At 57.0% G+C, this 14,962-nt stretch carries 12 protein-coding genes and 1 tRNA gene; 3 read left to right on the top strand and 10 right to left on the bottom strand.

Translation table 11 applies throughout. From position 1 onward, the window contains the following. Nucleotides 1-66 precede the first annotated feature (66 nt). Nucleotides 67-1,023 carry a FliM/FliN family flagellar motor switch protein gene (locus RQI55_RS08130; RefSeq protein ID WP_082249883.1) on the bottom strand — a complete coding sequence of 319 codons (957 nt, stop codon included), beginning with the start codon at nt 1,021-1,023 and terminating at the stop codon, nt 67-69. Beyond that, nucleotides 1,023-1,895 (bottom strand): flagellar motor stator protein MotA, encoded by an 873-nt coding sequence (motA, locus tag RQI55_RS08125; protein WP_042617987.1) that lies wholly within the window; start codon nt 1,893-1,895, stop codon nt 1,023-1,025. The genes RQI55_RS08130 and motA overlap by 1 nt, the downstream gene beginning before the upstream one ends. A gap of 252 nt (nt 1,896-2,147) precedes the next feature. Here motA and flgF point away from each other — a divergent pair, with 252 nt between their 5' ends. Genes flgF through RQI55_RS08110 form a run of 3 tightly spaced genes read left to right on the top strand, consistent with a single transcriptional unit; the run spans nt 2,148 to nt 4,919 of the window. Further along, nucleotides 2,148-2,882 carry a flagellar basal-body rod protein FlgF gene (flgF, locus tag RQI55_RS08120; RefSeq protein WP_042617986.1) on the top strand — a complete coding sequence of 245 codons (735 nt, stop codon included), beginning with the start codon at nt 2,148-2,150 and terminating at the stop codon, nt 2,880-2,882. A 16-nt stretch (nt 2,883-2,898) separates the two neighbouring features. Further along, entirely contained in the window at nt 2,899-4,359 is a 1,461-nt protein-coding gene (gene fliI, locus RQI55_RS08115) for a flagellar protein export ATPase FliI (RefSeq protein ID WP_243256673.1), read from the top strand. 11 nt (nt 4,360-4,370) lie between these two features. Next, nucleotides 4,371-4,919 carry a flagellar protein gene (locus RQI55_RS08110; protein ID WP_243256674.1) on the top strand — a complete coding sequence of 183 codons (549 nt, stop codon included), beginning with the start codon at nt 4,371-4,373 and terminating at the stop codon, nt 4,917-4,919. 360 nt (nt 4,920-5,279) lie between these two features. Here the strand turns inward: RQI55_RS08110 and RQI55_RS08105 are convergent, their stop codons facing one another. From RQI55_RS08105 to RQI55_RS08070, 8 genes are all read right to left on the bottom strand, one after another. Continuing rightward, entirely contained in the window at nt 5,280-6,413 is a 1,134-nt protein-coding gene (locus tag RQI55_RS08105) for a porin (RefSeq protein WP_311272459.1), read from the bottom strand. 508 nt (nt 6,414-6,921) lie between these two features. After that, nucleotides 6,922-6,997 (bottom strand) — tRNA-Phe (locus RQI55_RS08100). Between the two features lie 765 nt (nt 6,998-7,762). Further along, nucleotides 7,763-8,161: a hypothetical protein gene (locus tag RQI55_RS08095; protein ID WP_243256677.1), complete on the bottom strand. Its 399-nt coding sequence runs from the start codon at nt 8,159-8,161 to the stop codon at nt 7,763-7,765. Between the two features lie 166 nt (nt 8,162-8,327). Beyond that, nucleotides 8,328-8,819, bottom strand: a complete 492-nt coding sequence (locus tag RQI55_RS08090; RefSeq protein ID WP_243256678.1) for a histidine kinase — start codon at nt 8,817-8,819, stop codon at nt 8,328-8,330. A gap of 272 nt (nt 8,820-9,091) precedes the next feature. After that, entirely contained in the window at nt 9,092-11,308 is a 2,217-nt protein-coding gene (locus RQI55_RS08085; RefSeq protein ID WP_243256679.1) for an FAD-dependent oxidoreductase, read from the bottom strand. A 30-nt stretch (nt 11,309-11,338) separates the two neighbouring features. Further along, the gene (locus RQI55_RS08080) at nt 11,339-11,539 is read right to left on the bottom strand and encodes a hypothetical protein (RefSeq protein ID WP_042617979.1); all 201 of its coding nucleotides are present in this window, start codon (nt 11,537-11,539) and stop codon (nt 11,339-11,341) included. Between the two features lie 14 nt (nt 11,540-11,553). Beyond that, nucleotides 11,554-12,762 carry an acetyl-CoA C-acetyltransferase gene (locus RQI55_RS08075; protein WP_243256680.1) on the bottom strand — a complete coding sequence of 403 codons (1,209 nt, stop codon included), beginning with the start codon at nt 12,760-12,762 and terminating at the stop codon, nt 11,554-11,556. 52 nt (nt 12,763-12,814) lie between these two features. Beyond that, nucleotides 12,815-14,611, bottom strand: a complete 1,797-nt coding sequence (locus RQI55_RS08070; RefSeq protein WP_243256681.1) for an acyl-CoA dehydrogenase C-terminal domain-containing protein — start codon at nt 14,609-14,611, stop codon at nt 12,815-12,817. Between the last annotated feature and the right edge of the window lie 351 nt (nt 14,612-14,962).

Raw genomic sequence — 14,962 nt, 5'->3', positions numbered from 1 at the left:
GCTAATTATTCCCTTTGAAACTTGCGTCAAGCTGCCCACACCTCTCAAAGAGGCATGTCGGGCTTTTTAACCCATCAAATGTCTAAGAATTTCGTCGTCCGTGCTCACATTGTTCTTCACGCGAACCGTGTATTTGTCTCCCGCACGACCAAACTCACAATTGTACATATTCGCCCCATTGGCGCTGACTTCGACGCAAATGTCATCCTGCGTGATATCACGGAAGGGAATGACATCGCCTGGCACCAGACGAGAGATCGTCTTCAGCGTCAGGCTCTGCAATCGTATCTTGGCTTCCAGCGTCACTTGTGAACGCTTCACCTGTTCGGAGATCATCTCCATCCATTCTTCCTGCTTCTTCATCGCCTGTGCCGATGCCTTCGGCGCCAGAATGGTCGTCTTCAGCAGCGCGCGCTGCGGAATGACCAATGCGAATTCGGAAGCAACCTTGCCGATCTGCACCTTGAGGCGGATCAGAATGCCGTATTGGGCCGCAATAGCCTCTTCGAAAATGGTCTTGCCATTTCCGTTGAAGGGTGGATCGATCGTGGGCTCAAACCCACCCGGCGCATTGATCGACGAGCGAAGCACCTCGCCCAGACGTCCCAGCACGAGTGCCGCCAGATCAAGCTCGATATGCGACAGCGCCCGCACTTCGGGCTCCATGATCGTATCGGGGGCAGCACCCAGCATGCGCTCCATCAAGGCCATGATAAAGGCCGTGCCGGTGGCCATCATAAAATTCGGGCACCAGTTGCGAAGGGAACAATCGGCAACGGCAAAGTCTTTGCCAAGCTTGCCCACCAGATCAGTCATGAGCCCGGATTCGCAACCGACATAATCCACCTCGATGGCGATGCCTGTCTCACTGTGGAACGTATCCGGCAGGAAGTTGCCGTAGATCTGCCCGATGTCGGCACCGATCTTGGCGACCTTCTTGCTGTCTCCCAGGCCACCCGTCAGCTTTGCCAGCAGCGCGGGTTCCATTGGTGTGACATTCGATTGTACAGCATTCGCCATCATCAAGCCGCCTTCTGGTCGCCGCCCGGGTTCATCATTTCCTGCTCCACAGCATCGATAGACGGACGCTCATGGTTGGAAATCGTCTTGCGTCCATATTCGAGCGCAACCTGCGGAACCGAGCCATTCATGTAGGCCAGCAATGTCTGCTTGACGATGATGTAGAGGCGGTGCTGCTTGGAGCGGACGATTTTTACCTGCGATGCCAAGGGGTTACAGATGGAGTAGGACAGAATGATACCCAACATGGTGCCCACGAGCGCCGCACCGATGAGGCCACCGAGGATCGCAGGCGGTTCGTTGATCTTACCCATGGCCTTGATAACACCGAGAACCGCGGCCACGATACCGATGGCGGGGAAGGAGTCACCCATCGCGGTAATGGCGTGGTAGGGCTTCATCTTGTCGTATAGAATGGTCTCGATTTCTTCGTCCATCAGCGCTTCAATCTCATGGCTGCGAGCATTGCCGATGATGATGAGGCGAACATAGTCACAGATGAAGGATGTGAGTTCCTTGTTTTTCAGAACAGACGGCGCGATCTGGAAAATCGAGGATTCTTCGGGATTGTCGATGTGAGCTTCAATCTCGTTGCGTGATTTGGTGCGAAGGTCGCGCATCAGCGAATAGAGCACGCCCAGAACATCCAGATAGTGACGTTCTTTCGGCACGGCATATTTAAATGCTTCGCCAAGCGCCTTGCCGCTGTCTTTGACCACCTTCATCGGGTTGGCCATGATGAAGCCGCCGAGACCAGCGCCGCCGATGATGACGAGCTCGAATGGCTGGAACAACACGTCCAGATGTCCGCCCATGGCCATGTATCCGCCAAGAATACAGCCAAAAGTAATCACTAATCCGATAAGAATATTCATCTGAAGCTCGCGTCTGATGCCAATTTCGCATCTCAGGGATAGGGGACATGCCTTGTGCGAGGCTGGCTTGCTCTCGCAGTTTGTTGCGGCCGTTCACCCAAATGATGATCGCCTTGTCGCGTCTGCGCCGCCGCTCTCCTTTATAAGCAGTCATTCAAAAGCTTCGCGCAAGCCAGTGTCCGTATCTGAGTAAACAGAAGGTTGCGATATAGAAGACGCGCCTTTTCTTGAAGTAATGGACAGGAGACCGGCATGCAGTCTGGTATTTACGTAGGCATATCCTCCCAGATCGCCCTGGAACGTCGTCTCACGACCATTGCGGACAATATTGCCAACATGAACACGGTCGGGTTTCGCGGCACGGAGGTCAAGTTCGACCAGGTGATGAGCCAGACCCGCAACGACCTGAAGGCCGACATTGCATTCGTGACGCAGGGCAGCGACTATCTGTCCACCCGCAACGGCGAAATGATCCAGACCGGCAACCCCTTCGACTTCGCGGTCAAGGGTGATGGCTGGTTTGCCATCAACACGCCCGCCGGTCAGGTCATGACCCGCGACGGCCGCTTCTCCATGGGCACAACAGGCGAACTCGTATCCACGCAGGGCTATCCGGTTCTCGACGCAGGCGGCGCACCAATCCAGCTCAACCCGGCAGCTGGCGAACCGACCGTCGGCTCCGATGGCCGCATTCTGCAAAACGGCACAACCGTTGCACAGCTGGGAATTTTTACCGCCGACGCCAAGAAGGGCTTCGTGCGCTATGAAAACAGCGGCGTCATCTTTTCCGAAGCGCCGCAGCCAGCTGTCGACACCGGCTCTATCGGCGTGATCCAGGGCTATGTCGAACAGTCCAACATCAACGCCATCAGCCAGATGACACAGCTTGTGCAGGTCAACCGCGCCTTCGAGGGCATTTCTTCGCTGATGAAATCGACCGAGGATTCCTTCTCACAGGCTATCCGCACCCTCGGCGGCGGCCAGTAAGCGGCGCGTGGCATAAATGGAAACCGAGATCGACACAGAGATCGAGACTGAAGCCGGCACCGGGATCGAAGATGCCGCGCAGCCGCCGGTCCAGCCGCCTCCCAGCATTTTCACCCGGCTCGATACGCTTGCGCAGCTTCTGGAAACGCAGATTGCGTCCGGTGCGTCCATGTCTCGCGGCGGGCGGGTCAGAACCATCGCGGCCGGGCATTATACGGTCAGCGGTCTTTCCGAACATGTGCGCCTTGGCGAGTTCGTCGTCCACAAAAGCGAATCAAGCCTGCATCTGGGTGAAGTTGTGCGGGTGGAGCCAGACTTGATCTATGTCTGCCCCATCGAACCGGGCGACCCCATTGGCGTCAACGACGTTGTTTTGCGCGAAGGCGAGTTCCGCGTCGAGCCTGATGACACATGGTGCGGGCGCACCATCAACTCGCTCTGCAAGCCCATCGACAACAAGGGCCCACTGGTTAGGGGCGCCCGGAAGCGGTCTGTTCTGGCCCTGCCGCCGCCATCCATGACGCGAAGCCGTGTTGTTACCGGCTTTCGCACAGGCGTCAAAGCCATCGATATCTTCACGCCGCTGTGCCTTGGCCAGCGTCTTGGCATTTTTGCAGGCTCTGGCGTGGGCAAATCCACGCTTTTGTCCATGCTGGCGCGGGCTGATGCCTTTGACAAGGTTGTCATCGCTCTGGTGGGTGAACGTGGCCGCGAAGTGCGTGAATTCATCGAAGACACGCTCGGCGACAACATGAAGAAATCCATCGCCATCGTTGCCACCAGCGACGAAAGCCCGATGCTGCGCAAGATGGCGCCGCTTGTGGCCATGACGGTTGCGGAACATTTTCGCGATAAGGGCGAAAACGTCCTCTTCATTGCCGATAGTATCACCCGCTTTGCCCATGCCATTCGCGAGGTTGCGATTGCTGCTGGCGAGCCGCCGATTGCGCGCGGCTATCCGGCATCGGTCTTTACCGAACTGCCGCGCCTTCTCGAGCGCGCCGGACCTGGGCCGGAGGGCACCGGTACGATCACGGCCATCATCTCCATTCTGGTGGATGGCGACAACCACAATGACCCGATTGCCGATGCGACACGCGGCATTCTGGACGGCCACATTGTGCTGGATCGCTCGCTTGCGGATGAGGGCAGATACCCCCCGATCAATCCCCTCGCCTCGATTTCGCGCCTGTCGCACAAGGCATGGACTCCCGATCAGCAGAAGCTGGTATCGCGGCTGAAGTCATTGATCCACAATTTCGAAGAAACCAAGGACCTGCGCCTGATCGGCGGATACCGCCCGGGCGTGGACGCCGAACTCGACATGGCGGTCAAGCAAGTGCCCTTCATTTACGACGTGCTCAAGCAATCTCCGGGAGATCGCACGGTCATCGACGCCTATGCCGAACTGGCAAATGCCCTGCGAAATGCGCCCGTTAACAACCAGCCAGCACCGATCCAGCGACGGGCCCCATGATGTTGAAACTGATGAGACAAGAACGACAGGATAATCCGAACCGCGATGCGCGTCAGCGACGCTCGATCCGCGACTTCGACCGCATGCTGACCGGCGGCCTTATTGTTGTGGCGGCAACAGCTGCGGCTTTGCCGTGGTATGTATTTTTCAACCCTGAAAAATTCGGGATCAGTGGCGCTGGCTGGGAAGCTTTGACGGATGTGCCGCAACGCGAAGGCGGCGGCTCGATCGCGGTCATGCCGCACGTGGAAGAAGATCCGACCACGCAGGCACAGACCGAGCTGATGCCCGATCTGGACGCGCTCACCACCGCAACCGTGCCGACGGACGCTGGCGGTCAGGCCGCCAATGAAGACGGCAAAGCCCAGCCCTTCCCCGGCGGCACACGTTTCAAATTGCTCCACGTTTCGAACGGTCGCGCCCTTATCGAAGACAAGTCCGGCATGTTCCTCGTCCAGATCGGCTCCATACTCCCCGATGAAAGCCGCCTGATCTCGATGAACAACATCGACGGAAAATGGCAGATCATTACCTCTGCCGGCGAGCTTTATACGCAATAAAAGCGTTCGGGTAGTGCTCGTCACGCCTGCGAAAGACGCGTCAGCAGCGTCTTAAAAGTGGTACAGGAGTACCGACCAGGCCGCATAGCTAAGGCATGCGCAAAGAGAAATTTCAGGGAAATTTGGCGGCCGGACAGTTGCCGACCATTTGCATATGGAGTCCGCCCCATCAACCAAAAGAGGCTGATGGGGATTTGACTGGAGTCAACAGACGAAGCTTAAGCGCTGTGGATCACGCCTTTTGACCAATGATATCATGCACCTAACGAATAAGCATGTCCAGTTATTTTTTGACATTCTAAATTAGAAAAACCCGGCATTGCTGCCGGGTTTTCTTTTTACTAACCGAAGTTAGAGGTATTAGAACGAACGCTGAAGGCGAACGAAACCGTTAACCTGATCGTCGCCACCGTCTTCGTCGAAGTAGTTAACTGCAACCTTTGTGGAGAGGCCCTGTGTGATCTGGTAGTCCAGAGTCACGCCAGCCTGCCAAGCGTCGCGGTTCGAGAAGTCGTTCGCGAATGTGGCAGAGCCAGTCGATACGAACGTTGGAGTGCCGTTGATGGACTGAACAGAGCCGAGCGCAACAGTGTCAGATACATTACCGAAGTACTGAGCACCTGGAGTGATCGTCAGCTTGTCAGTTGCCTTGATTGCGTATTCAGCAGCAACAGCCCATTCGGATTCTGCGTAGTAAGCGTTTGCGCCGGAAGCCCAAACACCAGCAAGACCGAGCGTGCCAGGACCGATTTCAGCTGTACCGATCAGACGAACTGCGCCTTCTTCCTGGTCAACGTCATAGCCACCGATCAGAGCGAGCGTTGCGCCGCCGAGCTTCGTGCCCATGCCTGCAGAAACGCCAACGTTGTTGTCAGCTTCCTGAGTGAATACGCCGAAAGTGCCTGCACCGGTGGTTACAGTGCCAACCTGAGTGGCGAACTGGCTGTTTGTGCTTTCGAGTTCGTCAACCGATACGCCAGCCCAGAAAGAGCCTGCATCGTAGGTGTAACGAATGGAGTTGAAGAGAGCGTTTGTGGAGAGAACGTCAGCTTCGCCAGAAAGACCATCGTCCCACCAGTTGTAGAACTTACCGACCTTCAGGCCGCCGAGTTCGATGAACGCCTGGTCAACGAATACGGAAGACGAAGCTGCAGAAGCACCATCTGCATTGCCACGGAAGCCGATGAAGCCGCGCAGAGCGCCGAGTTCGGTGTCTGTGCGTGTGTCAACTTCGAACTGAGCGCGTGTGAACGAATCCCAGTCAGACGTGCCAGAACGGTCACGACCGATTTCGGTCTGGAAGCGAACGTAGCCGCCGAACTTCAGGCAGGTTTCTGTGCCTGGAATGTAGAAGAAGCCTGTGCCGAAAGCGTCGCAAACGCGAACGTATTCGAGGGCTTCTGGCTCAGCTGCGACGATTGCGTCTGCAGCCTGTGCGCCGGATACTGCTGCGAGAGCGGCAGCGGAGCCGATCAAAAGGCTCTTGATGTTCATAATGACCTCCAGTCATGTTTCGTTGCAAAAGCGGAACAGTCTTGGAGACGCCCCCCGCTTCTGGATCTGAATAGACAGAAAGTGTCGGACCATCGCAACCCGGAACCATTGATTTTCCTAACACAACAGACGCTTCTACTATAAGCCTGTGGTATTTTAGCGACAACTCACGTTACTGTAGGCAGCTTCTGGTGCGCTTTTGTTAAGGTATCGGTAACGTTTGAAGGCCTGCCGAGCCGAGGATTTCGTTGCGAGAGGAAAGGCCCCACGCAGTTCGCGACGACTCAAGTGCTACGCGATTCTACGACATCAGGCGCGGCTTGCCCCTCCTCGACGAGGAAGCACGCTCCTTGGTAAAAAACCGCAAACGCGGATATGCAAATCCGCCAACGAGGCAGACGATTGCGAAAGGTGCTATCGGAAGAACAACAAGCAAGCGGCAAAAAAAATAGACGCGGAACGCCGTTGACACCAAACTCGGAACTTACTGATTTCTCTGAGGGAAGAATGGTGCCCGAAGGCGGATTTGAACCACCGACACGCGGATTTTCAATCCGCTGCTCTACCAACTGAGCTATTCGGGCACTAGAGGCTCAAGGTGAACCTTCGCTTTGGTCTGCGCCGGAGAAGCTTGCTGCCCCGGAAGTGAGCGGGTTTTAACATATTGTTCGGCCATGGCAAGCGCCTCTTTGAACTTTTTTGACAGTTTTTTGGCGGTCCCTGTGGATGACGTGGGAAAGGCTTGGAGTCGTGGGCTTTGGGTGTTCTTGCTGCGGTGAAAACGATTTGCTTTTGAAAAAAAATGCGCAGGCTTCGCCAACCACGCGGCGCGGGCGCGCGTGGTTGGCGGTTATGCTGAGCCCTGAGACGACACGCGGATGCGGGATCTCTGGTATGGTTTTAACGGGCGTGCGCATCCGCGTGGCCTCATATATCCGGGAAAATCGCTTTTCCCGTCGTTCCAGTCGTTCGCAATAAGCGCACCCTGCCCCGATCGTTTGAACCACGGGGATTGCGCGCCACTTGAGTGGCCCATTGGAATGGAACATCCGGCCTCCTTCAGGGATAGCCGGGCGTTCCGCCTTTGAGACCCTGTTGCCTGTCCGCACGTTACAGGCAGACAACCCGGTCCCAGCCCCGTCGGCCCGCCATGTCTCGCGAACACATTTTGGCGACGATGCAAGGCAGATTGTGCGCTCTGCTTCAGCGTCATTGAGAAAGTTGCGGAAATTTTTTTGTGATTTTTTTCGTTTTTTGGACAGATCATTGATTTTCAATGATGTTTTTCGGTCAGGTCCTGATGACCGTGGAGAAAACGGCCCGCATTGAGCGGGCCGTACTCAAAAAAGCTACTTCGAGCCAGCCGACAGGCCGAGCGCGAAGGGGACTGCAGCAACCAGCAGCGCCATGATGGGCGAGGATGCGAAGATACGGCCTGCCAGTGATGTGATGGCAACGGAACGGACGACGGGGAGCCAAGTGGAGACGTCAGAGGCGTGGCCGGATCCACCGCTTTTACTGGATGCCGCAGCCTGCAACTGTTCGACATCGCTTCGGATGGCCGCCATCTCGCGCCTGATATCGTTGATCTGCTCATGCAGGGACACATCAGAGGAGGACAGTCCAGATGCTCTTGCACCTGTGTTCGCGCTGTCTCTTGTCGCGCCTGCGTTATCATCCAGGTGGGAAAGTTCATCTTCAAGGTCTGACGGCTTGTCAAAGCCATGCGAACGGATCGGCGCCCTCATGTCGTATTCCTCTCATATGCGCGTCTGGCTGCGATGGGTGCAGGCAGATCTGGGATATCTCGCAAACGCGGGAGGACGCAAAAGGATGCACGCAGGTGGTGGTGACAGGGCGCAAGACAGGCATTGCAGCGCCCGATATGATCGCAGGGCGCTGCAATGGTGATTGCTATTTGACCGGCTTGAGCGACTGCAGAATGCTGACCAGTGTCTTGCTGTGAGCGTCCTGCGTGGCTTTCGTGCCCCAATAGGTCACGACAAGCATCTTGCCTTCCTTGGGCGAGGCGAAGCCGAGGGAGACTTCCACCGGGCCATCTGCATCGACACCGTCGAATTCGATGCTTCCAAACGTCATGCCGTTGATTTCGACATCGCCGGAATCGCTCTGGCTTTTAGCATCAATTTCCACGCCATTGTCGACGAGGAATTTGATGGCATCTTCGATGACCTTATCCATGCTTTTATCGCTGGCGACATCGATGGAGAAATAGATGGCGCTATCAGGAGATGTGGCGTCGATGCCGGTTTCGGTTTCTTTCGGACCCCAATCATCGGGAATTTTCACCGATGCGATGGGCGCATCACTCGGAAATTTCAGTGTTTCAGCCTGGGCAAAGAAGGGGGCGAGAGCGATGGCAGCAGCAAACAGTATTCGTTTCATGGATAAGTCCTCCGGGATCAGGGCGCGACTTCTGGCGCAGCAATGGCTGCGTTATTGGCCTTTAATTCCGATATAAGTGCAATTTTATTGTCTGGAAATTGAATAATACGAAGTAATCAATAATAACATTAGCGCGGTTAATGAGATTAAAGACAATATCGATCACGCATTTCTGTTAATAGCCATCAATGGCGGGCCTCGATACAGCATCCTGCATCTGAAAACAAAAACAGGCCCCGGAGGGCCTGTCGATTTGCAGTATAAGTTTGCCATTATGCGGCTTGCGCAGCCTGTCCATAGGGGTCGAAGCGGCCATAGAAGGTTTCGCCCTTGGCGGCCATGTCTTGGAGCAGCGGGGTTGGCTTGAAGTGCGCGCCATAGGTCTGCGACAGTTTCTCGGCCAGCGCGACGAAGGTCTTCACGCCCATACCATCGATATAGGAGAGAGCACCGCCCGTGTAAGGCGCGAAGCCGAAGCCCAGAATGGAGCCGACATCGGCTTCACGGGGATCGGTCACGATGCCCTCTTCAACGGTGCGGGCTGCTTCCAGCGCGATGGTGACGAGGAAACGCTGTTTTAGCACCTCCATATCAACATCTTCAGGCTTTTTCTGCGCATAGAGGTCTTTCAGGCCGGGCCAGAGAGACTTCTTGGCAGGCTTTGCCGGATAGTCATAGAAGCCCTTGGCGTTCTTGCGGCCAAAGCGGCCCTCGCCTTCCACCATCTTCTTGACCAGCTCCATATGGCGGACATCGACGGCCTTGTCTCCAAGATCGGCAACGGTGGCCTTGAGGATCTTGTAGGACAGATCGATGGCGACTTCATCGTTGAGCGCGAGAGGACCGACCGGCATGCCGGCGAACTTCGCGGCATTCTCGATCATGGCGGCGGGCACGCCTTCGATCAGCATTTCATAGCTTTCGGCCATGTAACGCAGCACGCAGCGATTGACGAAAAAGCCACGCGTGTCATTGACGACAATCGGCGTCTTCTTAATCTTTGCGACATAATCCAGTGCCACGGCCAAAGCCTTGTCACCCGTCTCCTTGCCGAGGATGACTTCCGTCAGCATCATCTTCTCGACCGGCGAGAAGAAGTGGATGCCGATGAAATCATTCGGGCGCTTCGAGTTCTGCGCAAGCCCGGTGATGGGCAGGGTTGACGTGTTGGAGGCGAAGATCGCGCCTTCCGGCAGAACCGCTTCCACTGCTTCGATCACGCCCTTCTTCACGTCGCGGTCTTCAAAGACAGCTTCGATGACAAGGTTTGCGGTTTTCAGCGAGGCATAGTCCGAGCTTGGCGTGATGCGGGCGAGGATGGCGGCACCCTCTTCCTGCGTCATGCGGCCCTTGTTGACGCTATCCTTCACCAGACCTTCGCAGGTTGTCTTGCCCTTTGCAGCGGCTTCGTCGTCGCGGTCGATGAGGGTGACATCCAGACCGGCAACGGCTGTGACATAGGCAATGGACGCGCCCATGAAACCGGCACCGACAACGCCCACGTGGCTGAGATCACTCTTGGGCTGGCCGGCCGGGCGGCGTGCGCCCTTGCCCAGCTCCTGCATGGAAATGAACAGCGAGCGGATCATCGCAAAGGCTTCCTTCGAGCGAAGGATTTCCGTGAAGTAACGCTGCTCCACCTTCAAGGCGGTGTCGAAGGGCAATTGCAGGCCTTCATAGACGCATTTCAGAATGGCAAGTGCTGCCGGGTAGTTGCCAGCGCTTTCGCGGCGCAGAATGGCAGGGGCTGCGGGCCAGAGCTGGGCGGCAGCAGGCGTCCAGATGCCGCCGCCGGGGGCCTTGAAGCCCTTCTCATCCCATGGCGCAACGGGCTTCAGCCCGTCCTTGATCATCTGCTTGGCAGCGGGGATCAACTGATCCGGCTCCACCACCTGATGAACGAGGTTCATGGCCTTGGCGCGGCTTGGCGTGAGCGACTGGCCTGTGGTCATCATCTGAAGGGCAGACTGAGCATCGGTGAGGCGCGAGACGCGCTGCGTGCCACCGGCACCGGGGAAAATGCCCACCTTGATTTCCGGCAGCGCCAGCTTGACGCTCTTGGCATTGGAAACCACACGACCATGGCAGGCCAGCGACAGTTCCAGCGCGCCACCCATGCAGGTGCCGTTGATGGCCGAAACCCATGGCTTACCGTTGGTTTCCAGCTTGCGATACAGCCAGTTCATCTTGCCGACGAGATCAAACAGCTTCTTGGCGGCTTCATCCGGGTTCTTTTCCTTCTCCTCATGGTAGAAGGAGAACATGGACTTGATCATCGACAGATCAGCCCCGCCGGAGAATGTGGCTTTGCCTGATGTGAAGACCACGCCCTTGACGCCAGCATCCGCCACCGTGGCGTCGATGACGGCATCCAGCTCTTCCAGCACCTGGGCTGTGAAGACGTTCATGGATTTTTCCGGCATATCCCAGGTGACGAGCGCAATGCCATCTGCATCTGTCTCAAGGGTGAAATTGGTATAGGTGCTCATATGGGGATTCCTCTTCCCTGAATTTCTGTGCTAGCCGAAGACGCCGAGCAGGTAGCAAAGCAGAATGACAAGCAGAGCGAGAACGATGATCAGTCCTCGTCCTTCTGCTTTCATCCGTGCGTGGCTTTCGGCGGGCGTAACGCGACCTACCGCTTGCGCAGCATCGGCCATATCCTTTTCGAGTTGCCTCGTCTGGAAATGCCGTTTGGTCTCGTTCGAATGCGCCGCCATGCTCGTCGCTCCAATCAAACCCGCTCGATAACCGTTGCCGTGCCCATGCCCGCGCCGATGCACAGCGTGACCAGTGCAGTGTTGAGATCGCGGCGTTCCAGCTCATCCAGAACCGTGCCGAGGATCATCGCGCCGGTGGCACCCAGCGGGTGACCCATGGCGATGGCACCGCCGTTCACGTTCATCTTGTCGTGGCTGATGTCGAAGGCCTGGAGATAGCGCAGCACCACGGCGGCGAAGGCTTCGTTGAGTTCGAAGAGGTCGATATCGGCAATCGACATGCCGGTCTTGGCCAGAAGCTTTTCAGTGACATCGACAGGTCCGGTCAGCATCAGCGCCGGGTCGGAGCCGATATTGGCGAAGGAGCGGATGCGCGCGCGGGGCTTCAGCCCCATGCTCTCGCCGCCCGCCTTGGAGCCGACCAGAACAGCTGCTGCACCATCTACGATGCCGGAGGAATTGCCCGCATGGTGGACATAGGTGATGCGCTCCACTTCCGGGTGCGCCATGATGCCGACAGCTTCAAAGCCACCCATTTCGCCCGGCATCTGGAAGGATGCGTTGAGCGAGGCAAGCGTCTGCATATCCGTGCCGGGACGCATATGCTCATCGCGGTCAAGAATGGTGATGCCGTTCTGGTCCTTCACCTGAATGACGGAATTCTTGAAGTAGCCGTTTTCCCAGGCGTGGGCCGCGCGCTTCTGGCTTTCGACAGCAAAGGCATCCACGTCATCACGGGTAAAGCCGTATTTGGTGGCGATGAGATCGGCAGACACGCCCTGCGGCATGAAGTAAGCCGGGAAGCTGACGGATGGGTCCATGTACCAGGCACCGCCCGACATGCCCATGCCCACACGCGACATGCTTTCCACGCCGCCTGCGATGACGATTTCGTCAGCACCAGCAGCAATCTTTCCGGCTGCAAAATTGATGGCATCGAGACCCGACGCGCAGAAGCGCGAAATCTGCATGCCCGGTGCCTTGGTGGAATAACCGGCCTCGAAAGCCGCACCCTTGGCGATAACAGCGCCCGCATCCATGACCGGATCGACGCAGCCCATGATGATGTCATCGACGGTGGATGTGTCGAGCCCGTTGCGATCGCGGATGGCTTCCAGCGTTTTGGCAGCAAGGCGAACGGACGGCACTTCGTGCAGCGAACCATCCTTCTTGCCGCGTCCGCGCGGGGTGCGGACGTGATCGTAGATATAAACGTCAGTCATTTTCTCATCTCCCTGTCGGCATGTGCCTCTCGGCACGCGAATGCCGTAATTCTTAAAACGCTTCCGCAGCCAGTTCCATCATAGTGTCGGCACCGGCTTCGATGCGCGTCTTGCGCAGGGCCGTTTCGGGCATGAGGCGCTCCATGAAGAACTTGGCGGTGACCAGCTTGGTCTTGAGGAAAACCTCGTCTGATGCGGAGCCGGAGGCCAGAGCCGCCTGCGCTGCCTTTGCCATGCGGGCCTGCATGTAACCAAGCACGACGAGGCCGAAGAGGTGCATGTAATCGGTGGAACCGGCACCGGCATTGTCTGGCTTTGCCATGGCGTGCTGCATGAACCACATGGTAGCGGCCTGCAGGTCGTTCAGGCCTTTCTTGAGGCCCTTAGTGTAAAGCGTGAGGGCTTCATCGGCGCGGTTTTCCTCGCAGAAATCGCCGATTTCCTTGAACAGCGCCATGACGGCACGGCCACCATTGAGGCCCAGCTTGCGACCGACGAGATCCAGAGCCTGAATGCCGTTGGCACCCTCATAGATCATGGTGATGCGGGCATCGCGCACATACTGGCTCATGCCGTGTTCTTCGATATAGCCGTGGCCGCCATAGACCTGTTGCGCCATGACCGCGTGGTCAAAGCCCTTGTCGGTCAGCACGCCCTTGAGGATCGGTGTCACGAGGCCGATGAGATCATCCGCCGCCTGACGTTCCTTCTCATCGCTCGAGCGGTGGGCGATATCCGATTGCAGAGCGGACCACAGAAGGAAGGCGCGGCCAGCTTCGTTGAAGGCACGGATGGTCATCAGAGTGCGGCGAATATCGGGGTGAACGATAATCGGATCGGCTTTCTTTTCCGGTGCCTTGACGCCGGAGAGAGAGCGGCCCTGAATACGCTCGCGTGCATATTCCACGGCATTCTGATAGGCGATTTCGCTGACGGAGAGGCCCTGAAGGCCAACGCCCAGACGCGCCTCGTTCATCATCACGAACATGGCCGAAAGGCCCTTGTTTTCCGCGCCGATGAGGTAGCCCGTCGCGTCATCATAATTCATGACGCAGGTGGCGTTGCCGTGAATGCCCATCTTATGCTCAAGCGCACCGCAGACCACGCCATTGCGGCTGCCGACCGAGCCATCCTCATTGACGAGGAATTTCGGCACGATGAAGAGCGAAATGCCCTTGGTACCCTCTGGTGCGCCTTCGATGCGGGCGAGCACCAGATGGATGATATTGTCCGTCATGGAATGTTCGCCAGCCGAGATGAAGATCTTCTGGCCTGAGAGCTTGTAGGAGCCATCACCCTGCGGCACGGCTTTGGTGCGGAGCAGGCCCAGATCGGTGCCACAATGGGGCTCCGTCAGGTTCATGGTGCCGGACCATGTGCCTTCCACCATCTTCGGCAGATAGGTCTGCTTCTGCGCATCCGAACCATGCACGAGAATGGCGGCAATCGCGCCCTGCGTCAGGCCCGGATACATCATCAGCGAGAGGTTGGCTGACGACATATATTCGCCGATGGCGGCATGCAGCGTATAGGGAAGGCCTTGGCCGCCATATTCCGGCGGCACGGCAAGGCCAGTCCAGCCGCCTTCGCAATAGGCATCATAGGCCTGCTTGAAACCATCCGGCACGGACACGGAGCCATCTTCGGCGCGCTTGCAGCCCTGCTGATCGCCAGACCAGTTCAGAGGGAAAAGCTGCTCCTCAGCAAGCTTTGCGGCTTCACCCGTGATTGCCTCGATCATGTCGGGCGTTGCGTCTTCAAAGCCGGGGAGATTGTTGTAGCGCTCTAAACCGAGCACGTCGTTGAGTATGAAAAGCGTGTCTTTGACAGGGGCCTTGTATACAGGCATTCCGATGATCCTCCGCACCGCGCCGGAATATTCCGGCCAATTATGAGGACACAATATTTGACGTGCGCGTAAACGTCAAATGACATTTTCATGCGTTTTGGAGCACGGATATCTCTACCTAGAGTATACAAAGCGCGCTTTGCTGCAAGCCCCGCGCAAGGCCAATACTAAAGAAACGGTTAAAACAGAAAAAACTAATTAACAAATTGTTAACCACAATTCGGCAATTGTTCATTCTCAGGGGCTGCTTCGAGAATCGCGCGGTTCCTGTAGCCAATACAATGACCACTGCACGCCCCCTGCCAACTGGCCAAGGGACATGCAGATAACCGGGCAACGATGAAGCGGGCA

Source organism: Rhizobium sp. WCS2018Hpa-16 (genome assembly GCF_031843705.1).
Taxonomy (GTDB): domain Bacteria; phylum Pseudomonadota; class Alphaproteobacteria; order Rhizobiales; family Rhizobiaceae; genus Agrobacterium; species Agrobacterium tumefaciens_C.
Note: the sequence above shows the minus strand (reverse complement) of the source record. Positions and strands in the feature narration are given on the sequence as shown.